The organism is Paenibacillus massiliensis subsp. panacisoli DSM 21345 (assembly GCF_000426545.1).
Classification (GTDB): domain Bacteria; phylum Bacillota; class Bacilli; order Paenibacillales; family Paenibacillaceae; genus Paenibacillus; species Paenibacillus panacisoli.
Window position 1 is genome coordinate 135708 of sequence record NZ_AUFO01000008.1, and the last position, 18371, is coordinate 154078.

The window sequence follows — 18371 nt, forward strand, 5'->3', positions numbered from 1 at the left end:
GTGCCTTCTCCCTAGCTTGATTTATGTCTCCTATACAGGATATAACTTCTGCCTACATAATTCAACGGTACGCTCCATACATGCACAAGGCGTGTAAACGGCCAGAAGGCCAGAATACCGAAGCCCATGAGCACGTGCAACTTAAAGGATAAAGGTACATCCGTCATCAAGGATGCATCTGGCTGCAAGTAGAATAGCCCACGGAACCAGATCGAGATCGTCTCCCTATAGTCAAATTCAGGCTGTACTGCGTTCGTAACAAGCGTAGCAAACATTCCCATACATACAATCGTCAGTAGCATAACATTTACAGCCATATCGGAAGCTGAGCTCAGGCGCCGAACATTGCGTACAGTGAAGCGTCGAGCAGTTAGCAGCAGCATTCCCAGCAGCGTGATGGCACCGAACAATCCCCCAATATATACGGCTCCGATATGATACATATGGTCATTGACACCCAGTGCGTGCATCCAAGATTTTGGAATACCAAGACCGGCTACGTGACCAAAGAATACTGGAATGATTCCGATGTGGAACAGCATGCTACCCGCTCTTAGATGCTTTTTCTCAATAAATTCGCTGGATTTAGCCGTCCAATTGAACTGATCCTGCCGATAACGATAGATGTGACCAATTACAAATACGGCCAGACAGAGATAAGGGAAAATTACCCATAATAACTGATTCAACATGGTCATTGTGCAGAAGCCTCCTGTCGAGTACACGCCTTGAGCGTCTCCCGCAGCCCCTTGATCAAGGAAGCATATGGGCTATCTTGTTTAACCAGCTCCTGATGCATGGTATACGTCCCATCCTCTATAATGGCTAGCGGCATACGGAAATTGTCTGCTGCATTCGCATCTCCTCGCCAATCGGCCGCATAAAAGAATTCGCACATGAGCGGCAGGAAATCCGGCAGCTCTTCATCAGGCATTTCCAGTCCGAACATTTCGTATAGCATCTTGAGCTTAGCCAGCATCTGCCCGCGCTCTTTGCCGTCCTCATAATGAGAATAGGTCATGTACAATGTGCATTTCTTATCAAAATCAAAGGTCTCTGAGTAGTGCTCCCTTACTTCATCCAGACTCAATTGACGTATGCGTGCTGCATAGGCCCTGATATGGTCAGCAGCGGGGTGATCCGCTGCTACCGCCTCCTCCGGCAGGTCACCGAGAAAGTCTTGTGCCTCCGGGTACATCAGTTGTCTGGAGAAAAAAGCGAGCACAGGCTTGTATTGATACAACAAATCAAGATCAATCACGCCAAATCCCTCCAAAGAAGTTCTCGTCGAATACGCCTTTCTCCGGCTCCTTCGGCGCTGTCTGTGCTTGGAACAGGCCTGCCGCACCGATGCTGCAACCTGTGCATCCGCCACAGTCCGTGCTACTGGAAGCTGTGCCTCCCATAACGGAATTGAAGCCTGTAGACCCCTGATCACGATAAGGGTCCTCCACATACTGCTCACGGTGAGAAGTAGGGATCACGAAGCGATCCTCGTACTTGGCAATCGCCAGCAAGCGATACATCCGCTCAGTCTGACCTGCAGTCAGGCCGACACGAGTCAGACGCTCCACATCGTAATCAGCACCCGTGTTCAATGCTCTCATATAAGATCGCATCATCGCCATCCGTTGCAGTGCTCCCTTCACCGGCTCGACATCCCCAGCGGTCAGCATGTTAGCCAGGTACTGGATCGGTGTCCGCATCTCGTCAATCGCCGGGAAGATGAGGTCTGGATTCGCGATCGAATCCTTACCCTCGAAATAGTTCATGATCGGGCTCAGCGGCGGTACATACCAGACCATAGGCATGGTGCGGTACTCTGGATGAAGCGGGAAGGCCAGTCGATGCTCAATCGCTAGCTGATAGACTGGCGAGTTCTGCGCTGCTTCAATCCAGTCCTCGGAGATGCCGTCTTTACGAGCCTGAGCGATGACCTCAGGATCATTCGGGTTCAAGAACAGATCACATTGTGCTTCATACAGGTCTTTCTCGTCTTCCATGGAGGCAGCTTCCAGTACACGGTCAGCATCGTAGAGCAGTACACCCAGATAACGAATCCGTCCAGTACATGTCTCGGAGCAGACCGTTGGCAGTCCAGCTTCAATTCTTGGGAAGCAGAATGTACATTTTTCGGCTTTATTTGTCTTCCAGTTGAAGTACACTTTCTTGTATGGGCACCCTGTCATGCAATAGCGCCAGCCGCGGCATGCTTCCTGATCCACCAGAACAATGCCGTCCTCATCCCGTTTATACATCGCTCCTGAAGGGCAGGAGGCTACACAACTCGGATTCAGGCAGTGCTCACACAGTCGAGGTAGATACATCATGAAGGATTGCTCGAAGTTCATTCGAATCTCTTCTTCAATCTTCTGGATGTTCGGGTCCAGCGGGCCCGTCACATGGGCACCAGCCAGATCATCCTCCCAGTTCGGTCCCCACTCCAGGTTCATCTTGTCGCCAGATATGGTGGAATGCGGTCTTGCTGTAGGAAAATGCTTCTGTTCCTTCGCATTGGTCAAGTGCTCATAATTGTATGTCCATGGCTCATAGTAGTCTTTCATCTCAGGCATATCCGGATTGTGGAAGATTTTACCGAGAGCGATCTTAGACAGCTTACTGCCCGACTTGAGCTCCAGCTTGCCTTTGCGCAGCTGCCAGCCCCCTTTATAGACCTCCTGATCCTCCCAGCGCTTCGGATAGCCGATACCAGGCTTGGTCTCTACATTGTTGAACCAGATGTACTCCGCGCCTTCACGGTTCGTCCAGGTCGTCTTGCAGGTAACACTGCACGTATGGCAGCCGATGCATTTATCCAGATTCAGGACCATGCCGATTTGTGCTTTAATCTTCAAGCCAGTTGACCTCCTTCATTTTGCGGACCGCTACATATACATCCCGTTGGTTACCGATCGGGCCGTAATAGTTGAATCCATAGCTGAGTTGTGCGTATCCACCTACCATTTGCGTAGGCTTGAGATGAATCCGGGTTGGTGCATTGTGGCTACCACCACGTGTTTCTGTAATCTCGGAGCCCGGCACATTGATGTGCTTATCCTGGGCATGGTACATGAACATCGTACCGCGCGGCATCCGTGGACTGACTACCGCACGAGCCGTTACTACCCCGTTACGGTTATATACTTCGAGCCAATCATTGTCTGCAATCTGATGCTCGGCAGCATCCTCATCGCTGATCCAGACAGTTGGACCTCCACGGAACAGCGTAAGCATATGCTGGTTATCCTGATAGGTGGAGTGAATATTCCATTTCCCGTGCGGTGTCAGATAACGAAGCACCAGCGTATCCTGTCCACCTTTGACCTCGCGATCTCGTGTACCGAATACCATTGGCGGCAATGTTGGCTTGAACACAGGCAACGACTCACCATATTGCAAGAAAATCTCATGATCTATATAGAAGTGCTGTCTTCCCGTCAATGTTCGGAAAGGAACGAGCCGTTCAATGTTGGTCGTGAATGGCGAATACCGACGTCCCGACTTGTTGGAGCCTGTGAACACAGGCGTTGGTATAACCTCTCGCGGCTGAGCCGTGATTCCTTGGAACGTAATCTTCTCCGCAGCCCGGTCAGCCGAAATATCGCGCAGTGGCACACCATGTTCCTTCTCGGCTTCAATATAAGCCTTCTGTGATACTCGACCATTCGTTGCTGAAGACAGATGCAGGATAGCATCAGCTACTTGACGAGCGTTACGGATACGAGGAAGTCCGTTCTTGATGGAGTCGTCTGAATATACTCCGTTAAGCTGCTTCAATTCCTCGTATTCATCAGCCACCGAGAAGCTTACTCCATGTGCTCCAGCCTTGCCTGTCGTCAGCTTCGGACCGAGGGATATGAATTTGTCATAGACCCGGGTGTAGTCGCGCTCTACAATGCTGAAGTTCGGCATTGTGCGTCCTACTACCGCTTCAGTCTCACCTTTGGCCCAATCCTTCACAAGTCCCATTGGCTGCGAGATTTCACTAATCGAATCATGGCCCAGCGGTGTTGTGACCACATCCTTGTATACACCTGGCAGAGAGGTCTTCGCCATCTCTGAGAATACCTCAGCCAGACGACGATAGATATCCCAGTCCGACTTGGATTCCCACAGCGGATTAATCGCCGGGTTAAATGGATGCACGAATGGATGCATATCCGTCGAGGACAGATCCGTCTTCTCATACCATGTAGCTGCTGGCAGAACGATGTCCGCATACAGCGGAGTTGCTGTCATCCGGAAGTCAAGAGCTACCATAAGGTCGAGCTTTCCTTCCACATCCTCACGCCACACAATCTCCTCTGGCTTCTCCTCTTCATTCGGGCGTGCCAGCAGGGCATCAGATGCACCGAGCAGATGCTTCAGGAAGTATTCCTGTCCCTTGGCGGAGCTGGAGATCAGATTAGAACGCCACACGAAGAGTGAGCGCGGGAAGTTCTCTGGTGCACCAGGGTCTTCCACTGCAAAGCGAGTTCGACGTGAGCGCACTTCCTCTGCTGCATAATCCACAATGTCCTGATCCGTTTTGGCACCTTGCTTCGCAGCTTCCTCAGCGAACAGCAGGCTGTTCTTATTGAATTGAGGGTAGGAAGGCAGCCAACCAAGTCGCGCCGCAAGCACGTTGTAGTCAGCAGGGTGATTATATGTGAGCTCGCCTCCAGTAGGCGATTTTAATGAATCCGTTCCACTTTCCTCATACCGCCATTGCTCTGTAGCAAAATAGTAGAAGGAGGTTGCGTTCTGCAAGCGTGGTGGAGCCTGCCAATCTCTCGCAAAGGCAATCGTAGACCAGCCTTCAATCGGACGTAATTTCTCCTGACCGACATAATGCGCCCAGCCGCCGCCGTTCACACCCTGCGAGGCAGTCAGTACCACCAGGTTCAGTACGGAACGATAAATGGTATCGCTGTTGAACCAGTGATTAATACCAGCTCCCATGATGATCATGGAACGACCTGAGGTATCCAGAGAATTTTGAGCGAATTCACGAGCAATCTGTACGACTACAGATGCCTTCACACTGGTGATTTTTTCTTGCCAAGCCGGTGTGTAATGACTCGTAGCATCATCATAGCCCTTCGCATTCGTCTCATGAGGAATACGTTCTACACCATATTGGCTCATCATCAGGTCATAGACTGTAGCTACATAACGCTCGGTTCCATCCGCTAGTTGGATACGGCGTGCAGGAATGACTCTTCTGAACGTGCCATTACCCTGATTATCAAAATACGGGAATACGATATCCTCCCAGGTCTCACCGTGTCCGGCTACTGTCAGTGCTGGCTTCACAGGAGTGCCATCCTCCCGCTCCAGAATGAGATTCCACGCCTTCCCTGGTTCCCAGCGCTGTCCCATAGTTCCATTAGGGACCATGACTTCTCCGATATGCTCGTCATAAATGACTGGCTTCCAATCCGCATGAGGAGACGTTTCTCCCAGATCACTTGCCCGTAAGAAGCGGCCACCTTTCCATGCATCCTCGTGGGTGTCTAGCAAGATCAGGAACGGCATATCTGTGAATTGTTTGGCGTAATCAAGGAAGAAGGGTTCCTGGCGTTCCTTGTAAAATTCATTCAAAATCACATGTGTCATCGCTTGGGCCACGGCTGCGTCCGTACCTGGATGCGGTGCCAGCCAATTATCTGCGAACTTCACATTCTCAGCTTGGTCAGGCGCGATGGATACAACCTTCGTCCCCTTGTACCGTACCTCAGTCATGAAATGGGCATCTGGCGTACGAGTCAGAGGCACATTGGAGCCCCACATAATCAGGTAACCGGCATTGTACCAGTCCGAGGACTCTGGTACATCCGTCTGCTCGCCCCAGATTTGCGGAGATGCAGGTGGTAGATCCGCATACCAGTCATAGAAGCTAAGCATTTCTCCACCCAGAAGCGAGATAAAGCGTGCACCGGAAGCATAGCTGATCATGGACATGGCTGGAATAGGTGTGAAGCCTGCAATACGGTCAGGTCCATAGGTTCGAATGGTATAAATTAATTGTGCGGCAATAAGCTGCAGGGCGTCGTCCCATTGGACCCGAATGTGCCCGCCTTTACCTCTTGCCTTTTTATATATTTGAGCTTGCTCGGGATTCTCTACAATGCTGGCCCATGCCTCTACAGGGTTACTATGCTTGGAGAGCGCATTTTGCCATAGTCGCCACAGCTTCCCACGCATATAGGGGAATTTCACCCGTAGCGGACTATATTCATACCAGGAGAACGAGGCTCCGCGTGGGCATCCACGAGGCTCAAATTCTGGCATATCCGGTCCACAGGAGGGATAATCAATCTGTTGATTCTCCCAAGTAATGATTCCGTTCTTGACGAATACCTTCCAGCTACAGGAGCCGGTACAGTTGACTCCATGTGTGGTGCGGACGACCTTATCATGAGACCAGCGCTGACGATAGACGTTCTCCCACGCTCTGTCTTTCTCTTCAAGAATGGACCAGTTGTCGGAATAACCTTCGATCGGTCTGAAGAAGTTCAGTTTTCCTTTTCTTTTCATCGGGAAGGACGCTCCTTTGGGCAAAAATGATGAAGTAATATAAGATAGAAGCAATAAAATAGAAGCAAAACGCACTTTCAACTGCAAGCCATATCTTGCAGCAGGTGAATACCTTCATTATGCGTGAGCGTAGCCTCTGTTCCCATTAGGGAATATCCTATTGCCAGCAGGGAATTCCCTCATTGTGGTCAAAATCTGTTGAATATGCTCGACTAAGGGTATGGATTCTTCAAAACGACAAAATACTATGAAACACAAAAACTCCACACCATGTGTAAGAGTAGGTGCGGAGTCTTATTATTTTCACTATAGAGTATACTAAATGCTATCATAGCGGGTAGAACAACACTACGGCGGCAAGCATCATCAGAGTGAAGCACAGTTCTGTAACTCCCGTCATCTTGACGGACAGGCCACGTTTAGGGAACACAGCAGCCCTAATGAGCAGCAGTAGTGCTGGAATGGCCAGCAATGGCGTAATCCAGGCCACACCTAGTATGAACAAGGCATGATATAGCAGTGATACTTTATAGTAGCTAGGGTTATTTTTCTCACGGATCATCGTCTTGACATAGAGCGCAGTACCTACGAAATAACCTGCAGCGACAACGAATAACTCATTCGCCGTATGCCACTCCACGATTCCACCCAGATAAGCTACTGGATAAATGAAGGAGCAGAACATCAGAATGGCAATGATATCGTTCAGCAGCGCCCGCTCATTCTTCGTCTTGGCAAAATAAATATTGGGTATAAAAAACAGCATCAACATCGCGCCGTAGCCGATCAATCTCCATTCATGCCATAGCAAGATGACCGCTAGCGGTAGTATGGCCAAGCTATAGACTAGGACAGGGCCTGCATAGCGTTGACGCTTGCCCGTCTTCACCCACTGCAGAACTGGATAGCTGCACAGATAGACGATCACCCAGCATATCAGTAAGGGAATATGTACAAGTCTCACATTGGAGACGTACAGTCCCAGCAGAAAAGGCAGAAATAGCATCGCCCACGCTCCGTGCTGCTTGGGAAGATAACGATTCATCGGTATCCCCTTTCGTGTGGTTAATTATACATTTTGTGCATATTTAGGACTTGGGATATGGCTTAATACGACATATAAGCTAGCAGGCTTGTCCCCTGTATTGCGGAACAGAAAATTCTCCCCCCCTGACAGCTGCAGTGCATCTCCTTTACCGACTTCTACAGCTACATCATCAGCTACAACCTGACCTTCACCCTCCAGAACGAGAATGCTGACCTCCGCCCCAGGATGTCGATGCGCAGGAAGCTCCTGTCCAGGCAAGAAATTGAGTACAAAGACGAGCTGATCTCCTTGATGCAGTACTCTTTTGGTAAAGCGGTCCTCCCGATACTCTAATACATCAGCAAGTGCTGTTTTGTTCATCACGATAACCTCCAAGTCATAGGATTGTACAAACCGAGTATATCGAGAGAAGGTGCTGGTTTTTGTGATTTCAATCACATTTGACAATGCATTAAGTCGGCTAGCCGAAAAAACTATGCTATGTATTCCAGTGGTTATAATCTGTCCAAATAAATCATGAACAAAGAACGAAGCGGCCTAGATCAAGCAGGCCGCTTCGTGAAGAGATGATGCTATTTAGATCCGATGATGCATTCTAGCTCCCGTTAAGGTCCGTTCTTATTTCTTAGTCCAGTGCATCATTTCACGCAATTGTCCGCCTACGACTTCAAGCGGGTGGTTCGCTTCGTTACGGCGAGTAGCTGTCAGGAAAGCACGACCGGATTGATTTTCAAGGATGAAGTCACGTGCAAATTTACCCTGTTGGATATCGGAGAGCACTTCTTTCATCGCTTTCTTCGTATCTTCAGTTACTACGCGAGGACCAGTTACATAGTCACCGTACTCTGCAGTATTACTGATGGAATCACGCATTCCAGCCAGACCACCTTCATACATCAGGTCTACAATCAGCTTCAGCTCATGCAGACACTCGAAGTATGCCATTTCTGGAGCGTAGCCAGCTTCAGTCAGCGTTTCGAATCCGGCTTTAACCAGAGCACTCACGCCACCGCACAGTACAGCTTGCTCACCGAACAGATCCGTCTCTGTTTCTTCACGGAAGGAAGTCTCGATAACCCCTGCACGTGTACAGCCGATACCTTTAGCATAAGCAAGACCCAGTTCTTTAGCAGTGCCTGTAGCATCCTGCTCAATTGCGATCAGACCCGGTACGCCGAAGCCTTCAACATAAGTACGACGAACCATATGACCTGGGGATTTAGGAGCAACGAGCAACACGTCGCTGTCTTTAGGTGCTACGATTTGACCAAAGTGTACGTTGAAGCCGTGGGAGAACATGAGCGCAGCGCCTTTTTTCAGGTTAGGCTCAATTTCGTTTTTGTATACGGACGCTTGAGTCTCATCCGGCATAAGGATTTGTACTACATCTGCTTTGCTAGTAGCGTCTGCAACAGACAATACTTCAAAGCCATCGTTCTTCGCTGCTTCAAAGGACTTCCCTTCACGCAGGCCGATGACAACGTTCAGACCGCTGTCTCGCAGATTTTGCGCCTGTGCATGGCCTTGGCTACCGTAACCGATGACGGCAATTGTTTTTCCTTTAAGTACGCTAAGCTCTGCATCTTTTTCATAATACGTTGTCACTGGCATGATTTAATTCCTCCTTATATTTGGGAACCCTTCATAATGAGCGGGTGCTCTGGAAGCTCAGCTGAATGACATTAGAATCACGTTCAGCTTCCCGAGCCCCCGCTCATTACGGGGTCAATCTTACTTGTTTAATCTTCGACTTTTTAGTCATTTAGCTATTTAATACTGCACTGCTCTTTAAGCGTTGATTCGCTAAAGCTGCACTGTCCCAAACGGCTACAGATTGCCGCGAACCATAGCGGTGACACCTGTTCTGGACAGCTCACGAATTCCGTAAGGCTTCACCAGTTCAATCATAGCATCAATCTTGCTGGTATCTCCAACTACCTGAACCGTTAGGCTTGAGCTTCCAATATCAACAACTGATGCTCTGAAGGTGTCGACGACACCCATAATCTCAGGACGCTGCGGCGGTTCTGCCTTTACCTTGATCAGGGCCAGCTCTCTGGCCACCATTGGCTTGGAGCTAAGATCAATAACCTTGATGACATCAATCAGCTTATACAGCTGCTTCTCAATCTGCTCCAGTGTATGCTCATCCCCTGGTGTGACGATGACCATTCTGGAAAGACCCGCTTCCTCCGACTGACCTACCGTAATACTCTCAATGTTAAACCCGCGGCGTCCGAACAATCCCGCGACACGCTGCAGAACACCGGGCTGGTCGTTCACCAGCACTGCAATCGTATGCTTCATCATGCTACTCGTCCCCCATCAGCATTTGATCAATCGCCGACCCTTGCGTCACCATTGGATATACGTTCTCTTCCTTGCTAACGACGAAATCAATCAGAACCGGGCCTGGTGTATTCATAGCCTCTTGCCATGCTTGTTCTGCTTCAGCCTTCGTCGTCGCACGCAATCCTTTCACGCCATAAGCTTCAGCCAGCTTCACAAAATCCGGACTGCCTGCCAGGTCGATGTGACTATAGCGATTATCATAGATCAATTCCTGCCATTGCCTTACCATGCCCAGCACCTGATTGTTAATAACGACAATCTTGACCGGAATGTTGTTGATCGCACAGATTGCGAGTTCCTGAGAACACATCTGCATCCCACCATCACCGTTAATGGAGATGACGAGTCTGTCTGGATGTGCCATTTGAGCACCGATCGCTGACGGGAAGCCGAAGCCCATCGTTCCGAGCCCACCTGAGGTCACCCATGATCGTGGCTGATTGAATTTGTAGTACTGGGCAGCCCACATCTGATGTTGACCTACGTCAGTAGTGACGATGGCTTCGCCCTTCGTTGTATCGTTCAGCAGTTCGATGACCCATTGCGGCTTAAGGACCTCATCAGAATCCTTGTATGCAAATGGCTTCGCCTGCTTCCATTCCTGGATTTGCTTACGCCATGCGTCTGCCTTGTCCGCCCGCTTCACTTCCTCGTTTGCTTGCGCCAATACAGTCTTCACATCTCCCACAATCGGGATGTCTGTCGGTACATTCTTACCGATCTCTGCCGGATCAATATCGATATGAACAATCTTGGCATGTGGTGCGAATTCGGATAGCTTACCTGTCACACGGTCATCGAAGCGTGCCCCGATGTTAATGAGCAAATCCGCCTTCTGAATCGCATTGTTCGAAGTGTAAGTACCATGCATGCCCGGCATGCCTGTCCACAGCTCATGTCCACTTGGAAATCCGCCCAAGCCAAGCAATGTCGTGGTAATCGGAATTTGTGTCTTATTCACGAATTCGTACAGTTCCTCATGTGCACCCGAGTAGACTACTCCACCACCTGCAAGGATGAATGGGCGTTCTGCTTCGCCGATTGCCTGAACCAGTTTATCCAATTGCAGCTTATTAGGCGTAACCTTCGGATTGTAGCCTCTCATGGCTACTGGCTCAGTCTGTGGTACGAAGAGTGTCTTCGCTGCGGATACATCCTTCGGAATGTCTATTAGCACCGGTCCCTTACGTCCGGAATTCGCAATATGGAAAGCTTCGTGAATGACCTTGGACAGATCAGCCACATCACGAACCAAGTAGCTGTGCTTCGTAATTGGCATCGTAATGCCCGTAATGTCTGCTTCCTGGAAGGCATCTGTTCCGATCAGGGATGACATGACATTACCTGTAATGACCACCATTGGAACAGAATCCATATACGCAGTGGCAATCCCTGTCACCAGATTCGTGGCTCCTGGCCCTGAGGTTGCAATACATACCCCGACCTTGCCGCTTGCACGTGCATAGCCGTCAGCCGCATGAATGGCTCCTTGCTCGTGCCGTGTAAGTACATGCTTGAAGTCCTCGAATCCGTACATCGCATCATAAATGTAAAGCACCGCGCCTCCGGGATAACCGAATACGCAATCTACACCCTCCAGCAGCAAGCTCCGCAGCAGGATTTCTGAGCCAGTAATGACTTCAGGCCGCATCCATTTCTCACGTAATTCTTCAGTTGACCGCACTTCAGGGATTTGAGCGCTCATGGGTCATCCTCCTTCACAAAGATTACATACATCTTACATACAACAGCAACAAAGAAAACAAAAAAACCTTCCATCCCAGAAAGCAGATTATTCCGCTTTACGAGGGACGAAAGGTTGTTCTTCCGTGGTACCACCCATATTTGTTCGCTACCTCACAGTATCGAACCTTGGCAGGTATAAAAAATCATCGATAAATAGGCCAGGCCTTTTTTATACACTGTCGTCTGTAACGTAGACTGTACGATTCCCCCTAATAAGTACAGCTCTCGCTGAATACCTTTCAGGAAAATAGCTCCGAGGTGAGCTCGTATATAAGGGGTATTGGCGGAACTTGCAGCAACATCATTCCACTCTCTGGACAACAGGGCCCTTAAAACTTCGTCCTCATCATTGCTGATTGCATCTGTAGTTCAATCAAATGTTTAGACACATTATATGACCCCTATGTAGGGATAGTCAATACCTTTCACGTAACAAAAAAATGTTTATTTCGATCTTTTTTGTTCCATTGCCTTTCCTGCCTCGGTGTAAACGTTCTCTAAAAGCCAACTTAGCACTAGTATCCCATTCGTGCATATGATACAGCATAGCCAAGATTCCAGAGCTGATTTGTCCTTCCCAGGTATCGAGGTATCGGCTCTCGACTCGCACGTACAGGAGGATGCTCACATGATCCGACACCGCAAATCTGCCCGAGATGACGCAGCCATTCGGTGGCTGATTGATCAGGAGCTAGTACCATTATCTCACTTGTCTCCTCAGGATATTCAACAAGTTAAGAAGGATCTGCCCCGGAGACTTCGCCGGGGCGTCACCTTTGTTAGCTGTGAGGATCAAGATGCTCAGGCGGTTGGTTTTGTTCACCTTTTCGTGTATGGTACTCTCTTGAACATTGATATGCTGGCCATAGATACCTCCAAGCAAAGAAAGGGGCATGGAAGTAGCTTGCTTCGTGCTGCTGAGCAATATGGCCGTCTCAAACAATGTAGTAAGGCTAAGCTGCTAGTCGATGAGGGTAATCAGCGGGCCATACGCTTTTATTTAAGACATGGGTACCACATTGCTCGCTATATCTCAGCAAGTCGTTGCTATGAGCTGGATAAGCTACTGTAATTTAGAAAAATCCTCCACCATAGGGTCCGTACGGGCCAGGACCATACGAATATGGCACAGGTTTGGGCGTATCGCAGCCATCTCCACAGCCTGGATACCCACCACCTGGGTAACCTCCGCCTGGATAGCCACCATAGACATAAGGTGCAGTTCCAATTGCCAAGAGATCGAATAATACCAGCGGGATGATTGCTTTCGTGTGCACTTTTTTACCTTTGTTTCTCTGCAGGATCAGCTTGTTCCCGGAGATACGCAGTAGCTTGCCTGTTACACGCGATCCGTCTTTTTTCATAGCAACAATCTGCTTACCTACCAGTTGCTTCGCTTGTGTTCTGGTCACAGATGATTTCAATGCTAGAACCTCCTTCCCCATGCAGGGACAATGTTGCGATTGGTTGTACCAACCTGCATAACTCACATTATTCAACGGTGGAACTATCGGATTGTTCGTCTGTCCCATGCAGCAGAGATTAGGTGAACGAAGAGCCTCCCAGCAACAAAAAAACAGCAACCCTCCACTATGGAGAATTGCTGTTCGCCTGAATATTTTTTTCTTTTATCGTTTGCCCGGATCATAAGGCTGTCCAAGTGCCGCAGGCGCATGTGAGCGTCCTACAGCTGCTACCAGCACAATTATTGTGAGCAAATAAGGCATCATATAGATAATTTCCTGGGGAATACTCTTGGACCAATCGAACAAGGTTACATAGTTACGAATGGCCTGGGAGAACCCGAAGAACACAGCGGCCCAGAAAGCTCCGACAGGGTTCCATTTCCCGAAGATCATGGCAGCAATTGCGATAAAGCCCTGACCTGAAATCGTATTGTGAGAGAACGTATTGGTCGTCGTCAATGTAATCGTAGCACCACCGATCCCAGCGAGCGCACCACTGATCATTACACCCAGGTAGCGCAGACGATTAACCTTGACCCCAACCGTATCCGCTGCACTTGGATGCTCACCGACAGCGCGTAGACGAAGACCAAAAGGCGTCTTGTTCAGCACATAGTAGCTTGCGAATACCAGAATTACGGCTAAGTAGGTTGTCGGATAAGCGTTGAAGAAGACACTTCCGATGAATGGAATGTTCGTCAACCCATCAATATTCAGCTTGGCGAAGCCTTGCACCAAGTCGGTCTCACCTGAGCCGTTAAAGAGCAGCTTCACAAGATATAGTGTGCTTCCTGCTGCCAGGAAGTTAATAACGATACCACTGATAATCTGATCTGCCTTGAAGGTGATGGACGCAACAGCGTGAATCAGGGATACGATAATCCCGAAGACAGCAGCGGCCAGTACTCCTACGCAGGCGGCAGCAAAGCCACTCAGTCCAGCAGACTCGGCATAGTAAGCCCCAATGCCTGCGGCAAAGGCGCCGAATACCATTAGACCCTCGATCCCCAGATTGGTGACACCAGAACGTTCTGAGAAGATGCCGCCGAGTGAGGCGAATATGAGCGCTGTAGCAAACACAAGCGTCGTATTGATGATCTGACCCAAGGTTACTAAATCCATATTACAACACCTTCTCTTTCTTGCGCTTCATGTAGAACGGCTTCAGGACCCAACGTACGATCCCTTGTGCCGCAATGAAGAAGATAATGGACCCGATTACGATACGTGTAATCTCTGGCGGTACATCTGCTGTAAAGCTCATCCCTGCAGAGCCATACGTCAATGTACCGAAGAGTACCGAGCCCAGCAAAATGCCGAATGGATTATTCATTCCAATAAGAGCCACGGCGATGCCGTCAAAGCCCGTTCCTGGTGAACCAGCCATAACAGATTGATAATGGAACACGCCGAGCACCTCGAAGGCACCAGCAAGTCCAGCAAAGGTTCCACTGATGAACATCGCCTTCACCACATTGCGATTCACATTCATCCCTGCATAGCGTGACGCATCCTGGTTAAAGCCTACTGCACGTAGCTCGAAGCCTTGCTTTGTCTTCCAGAGGAAAATATAGAAGAAGATCGCAGCCAATACAGCTATCAATGTACCCCAGTGAACACGTGCATTCCCCATCATTTGCGACAACCAATCAATAGAGATCGAAGCGGACGGCTCAATATCGAGCGATCTGTTCTGTCCTGACATCAGCATGGTGCGGTTCACTACAAGGTTCGCAGTAAATAATCCGATCCAGTTCAACATGATACAGGTAATAACCTCGTTAACGCCTCGTGTTGATTTGAGGATACCGGCAATAGAAGCCCACAGACCACCAAATACCGCACCAGCGATGATAGCCAGAGGCGCATGAATGAACGGTGGCAAGCCCTTAAACTGAATGGCGACTACGGAAGCTGCCGTCATGCCGATCAGGAACTGTCCCTCACCACCGATATTGAACAAGCCTGCACGCGCAGCAAAAGCGAACGCCAGCCCCGTCATAATAAGCGGCGTCATCTCACGAATCGCTTCTCCGAAATTGTACGAATCTCCGTACACGCGCGTGAATAATGCCCCATAGGCCGTAATTGGATTATAACCACCGACCATCATGACAAGAGCTCCCAATATAAAGCCCATAATAATGGCAACTATGACGAGGATAAAGGAATCCTTCGTAAAAAATTTAAGAATGTTAGCCATGCTCCGCACCTCTCTTCGCCGTGCTGCCTGCCATCATCATACCAAGCTCTTGGTCATTGGTATGCTCCGGAAGCACTTCACCTACAATATGACCTTCATAAATGACTGCGATGCGGTCCGACACATTCATAATTTCATCCAATTCAAAAGAAATCAACAGAACAGCCTTACCCTGATCACGCTGTGCAATAAGCTGCTGCTGCACGAACTCGATGGCTCCTACGTCAAGTCCGCGTGTAGGCTGGGCAGCAATCAGTACATCAGGATTCTTGTCAATCTCCCGCGCAATGATAGCTTTCTGCTGGTTACCACCAGACAAGGAGCGTGCTTTGGTACTAATACTTGGTGTACGCACGTCAAACCGCTCAATCAGACGCTTCGCTTGGGCATAGATCGCCTCGAAATTCAAGAAGCCCTTATTGTTGTAGGGCTTCTGGTAATACGTCTCCAGAACCATGTTCTCGCTCATATCAAAATCGAGCACCAGACCATGCTTATGACGATCCTCAGGAATGTGGGCAACTCCTGCCTCAGAGATATGACGCGGGGACTGATTCGTGATTTCCTTGCCCAGAAGCATTACATTCCCGCTATCTACCTTACGCAGTCCTGTCAAAGCCTCAATCAGTTCACTCTGCCCGTTGCCATCGACGCCAGCAATCCCTAGAATTTCACCAGCCTTCACCTGCAGGCTAAGCTTGTCCAGCACAGAGATGCCATCTTTATTCTTGGAGACCAGATCCTTGATGTCCATAACGACTTGACCCGGCTCGGCCGCTTTCTTGTCTACCTTGAAGGAGACACGACGTCCCACCATTTTTTCGGCAAGCTCATTCGGAGAGGTCTCCGAAGTGGTAACTGTATCAATAACCTTCCCGCGGCGAATAATCGTCACCGTATCGGAAATGTGCATAATTTCCTTCAGCTTGTGCGTGATTAGAATGATGGACTTGCCTTCAGCTACGAGGCGCTTCATAATGTCCATCAGCTCGCTGATTTCTTGAGGTGTCAGAACGGCTGTAGGCTCATCAAATATGAGAATGTCCGCTCCACGGTACAATGTCTTGATAATTTCTACCCGCTGTTGCATACCTACTGAAATATCCTGAATCTTGGCATTCGGGTCCACACTAAGTCCATATTGCTCAGACAATCTGCGCACCTCGGCAGCAGCTTGCTTGTAGTCAATATTGACCCCCTTGCGCGGCTCCGAGCCAAGAATTATATTCTCGGTTACGGTGAATGGCTGTACAAGCTTGAAATGCTGGTGCACCATACCAATGCCCAATTCAATAGCCTTATTGGGCGTATCAATGGTTACCGTTTTGCCATTCATTTCGATCGTGCCTTCTTCCGGCTGATACAAGCCGAATAGAATGTTCATCAGCGTAGACTTACCCGCTCCATTCTCTCCAAGCAGTGCATGAATCTCACCTTTAAACAGCTTCAAGCTAATGGAGTCGTTGGCAACGATGCCGGGGAATCGCTTTGTAATTTGCTTTAACTCAACGACTGGAGTCGCTGCATCCATGAGATCACCCTTACATTAAGATTGTTGGCTTGAATATTTACATGCTGTAGACGTAAGAACAAGGCTAGTCTTGGGAACCAGCCTTGTCATTTTACAATCCTGTTGTACCTTTTCCTTGTTCTGATCGAACTCAGTTATTATTCAGCAGGAACCGTAATTTCACCATTTACGATCTTTTGTTTGTACTCCTCAACTTTATCCAGTACATCCTGGCTGAGGTTCTTGTTAGTCTCAGGAAGACCTACACCGTTCTCCTTCAGCGTCAGTGTCTCGATGCCGCCTTTGAACGTACCATCAACAACTTCTTGAGATACTCTCTTCACCGCTTCATCTACACGCTTGATCATGGAAGTCAGTGTAACTTCGTCACCGAATTCAAGAGATTGGTCTTTATCAACACCAATAACCCATACTTGTTGTCCTGCTTTCACACGGGACAGAGCTTCATTGAACACCCCGTTACCTGTAGCGCCAGCTGCGTGGAAGATAATATCTGCGCCATCATTGTACAATGTTGCAGCAGCAGCTTTACCTTGGTCAGGCTTGTCAAAAGCACCTGTGTAGTTCGAGATCAGCTTAGCATCTGGATTGGCAGCCTCGATACCCGCTTTGAAGCCAATTTCAAAACGCTTGATCAGTGGGCTGTCTTGTCCACCTACGAAACCAATTTTGTTTGTTTTTGTTGTCAGACCAGCAACAACACCTACGAGGAAGGAACCTTCATTCTCAGCAAAAGTCACTGATTTAACATTAGGAAGATCTACAACGCTATCGATGATACCCAAGTTACTGTCCGGGTTCTCTTTAGCAGCTTTCTCGATGGCGTTAGCCAGGTTGAAGCCGATACCCCAAGTCAGAGCGTAACCATCCTTAATGAACTGGTTCAGGTTCGGATCATAGTCCTGGTCGTTTTTACTTTGCAAGTATTTAACGGTTGCACCGCCTTCTGCTTGAACAGCCTCAAGAGCTTCCCATGCAGATTGGTTAAAGGATTTGTCGTTTACCCCACCAACGTCAGTTACCATACCGATCTTCAATTCGGATTTTGGAGCTTCGCCGCCGGAAGCGTTGCCGCCACCTTCATTGCTTGCGCCTTGACCGTTGTTACCGCAACCAGCCAGAATTACGGAGATAGCCAGAAGCATTACCAAAGACATACTGAATAGTTTCTTCATTCTGAATATGTTCCCCCTTAATGTTAAATCCTTAACTGCCTGACTCACTTTGACATATCCTGTCTATATCTGTTGAGAAAGCTGTTATGGACGCTTACTGTAGAGATTATACAATTAAGCCCGTACAAAATCCAGTTGAAACGTGACCTTTGGTCAATTTTTTTTAAGCACCGCACAATGAAAGCGTTATAATTTGGCGAAAAACAAACAATATTACACGTAATGGAATATTCATTCGTGTTTCAATGATATTTTAACGATTTCCCCGTGTATATTTGTAGTTTTCACTTGAACTTCATTTAACATACCTAAGAACCCTTTTCGCCCTATA

At 48.8% G+C, this 18371-nt stretch carries 15 protein-coding genes; 1 reads left to right on the forward strand and 14 read right to left on the reverse strand.

Translation table 11 applies throughout. From position 1 onward, the window contains the following. Nucleotides 1-11 precede the first annotated feature (11 nt). From narI to ilvB, 9 genes are all read right to left on the reverse strand, one after another. Nucleotides 12-698, reverse strand: coding sequence for a respiratory nitrate reductase subunit gamma (narI, locus tag K331_RS0105615; protein WP_028589513.1), 687 nt, complete (start codon nt 696-698; stop codon nt 12-14). Beyond that, nucleotides 695-1261, reverse strand: coding sequence for a nitrate reductase molybdenum cofactor assembly chaperone (narJ, locus tag K331_RS0105620; protein WP_028589514.1), 567 nt, complete (start codon nt 1259-1261; stop codon nt 695-697). Before narJ ends, narI begins: the two co-directional genes overlap by 4 nt. Next, complete coding sequence (narH, locus tag K331_RS0105625) at nt 1254-2855, reverse strand: nitrate reductase subunit beta (RefSeq protein WP_028589515.1); 1602 nt, start codon at nt 2853-2855, stop codon at nt 1254-1256. Before narH ends, narJ begins: the two co-directional genes overlap by 8 nt. Next, nucleotides 2845-6519, reverse strand: a complete 3675-nt coding sequence (locus tag K331_RS0105630; RefSeq protein WP_028589516.1) for a nitrate reductase subunit alpha — start codon at nt 6517-6519, stop codon at nt 2845-2847. The genes narH and K331_RS0105630 overlap by 11 nt, the downstream gene beginning before the upstream one ends. A gap of 328 nt (nt 6520-6847) precedes the next feature. Next, a complete protein-coding gene (locus K331_RS0105635) occupies nt 6848-7564 on the reverse strand; it encodes a YwiC-like family protein (RefSeq protein WP_028589517.1) in 717 nt (238 codons plus the stop codon). A gap of 24 nt (nt 7565-7588) precedes the next feature. Beyond that, nucleotides 7589-7927: a cupin domain-containing protein gene (locus tag K331_RS0105640; RefSeq protein WP_028589518.1), complete on the reverse strand. Its 339-nt coding sequence runs from the start codon at nt 7925-7927 to the stop codon at nt 7589-7591. Nucleotides 7928-8185: 258 nt separating this feature from the next. After that, complete coding sequence (gene ilvC, locus K331_RS0105645; RefSeq protein WP_025681158.1) at nt 8186-9178, reverse strand: ketol-acid reductoisomerase; 993 nt, start codon at nt 9176-9178, stop codon at nt 8186-8188. Between the two features lie 216 nt (nt 9179-9394). Then, nucleotides 9395-9877 (reverse strand): acetolactate synthase small subunit, encoded by a 483-nt coding sequence (gene ilvN / locus K331_RS0105650; protein WP_018886441.1) that lies wholly within the window; start codon nt 9875-9877, stop codon nt 9395-9397. A 1-nt stretch (nt 9878) separates the two neighbouring features. Next, on the reverse strand, nt 9879-11624 hold the full coding sequence (ilvB, locus tag K331_RS0105655; RefSeq protein WP_025681159.1) for a biosynthetic-type acetolactate synthase large subunit: 1746 nt from the start codon (nt 11622-11624) through the stop codon (nt 9879-9881). A 669-nt stretch (nt 11625-12293) separates the two neighbouring features. On the opposite strand from ilvB, the gene K331_RS0105660 reads away from it, so the two are divergent. Then, nucleotides 12294-12737 carry a GNAT family N-acetyltransferase gene (locus K331_RS0105660; RefSeq protein ID WP_028589519.1) on the forward strand — a complete coding sequence of 148 codons (444 nt, stop codon included), beginning with the start codon at nt 12294-12296 and terminating at the stop codon, nt 12735-12737. A gap of 1 nt (nt 12738) precedes the next feature. Here the strand turns inward: K331_RS0105660 and K331_RS0105665 are convergent, their stop codons facing one another. From K331_RS0105665 to K331_RS0105685, 5 genes are all read right to left on the reverse strand, one after another. Next, nucleotides 12739-13089: a hypothetical protein gene (locus K331_RS0105665; protein WP_018886444.1), complete on the reverse strand. Its 351-nt coding sequence runs from the start codon at nt 13087-13089 to the stop codon at nt 12739-12741. Nucleotides 13090-13293: 204 nt separating this feature from the next. Then, nucleotides 13294-14253: an ABC transporter permease gene (locus tag K331_RS0105670; protein WP_028589520.1), complete on the reverse strand. Its 960-nt coding sequence runs from the start codon at nt 14251-14253 to the stop codon at nt 13294-13296. A gap of 1 nt (nt 14254) precedes the next feature. Continuing rightward, entirely contained in the window at nt 14255-15334 is a 1080-nt protein-coding gene (locus K331_RS0105675; RefSeq protein ID WP_028589521.1) for an ABC transporter permease, read from the reverse strand. Then, nucleotides 15327-16865, reverse strand: a complete 1539-nt coding sequence (locus K331_RS0105680; RefSeq protein ID WP_018886447.1) for an ABC transporter ATP-binding protein — start codon at nt 16863-16865, stop codon at nt 15327-15329. Before K331_RS0105680 ends, K331_RS0105675 begins: the two co-directional genes overlap by 8 nt. Nucleotides 16866-17002: 137 nt before the next feature. Next, a complete protein-coding gene (locus K331_RS0105685) occupies nt 17003-18040 on the reverse strand; it encodes a BMP family lipoprotein (protein ID WP_018886448.1) in 1038 nt (345 codons plus the stop codon). Nucleotides 18041-18371: the final 331 nt, after the last annotated feature.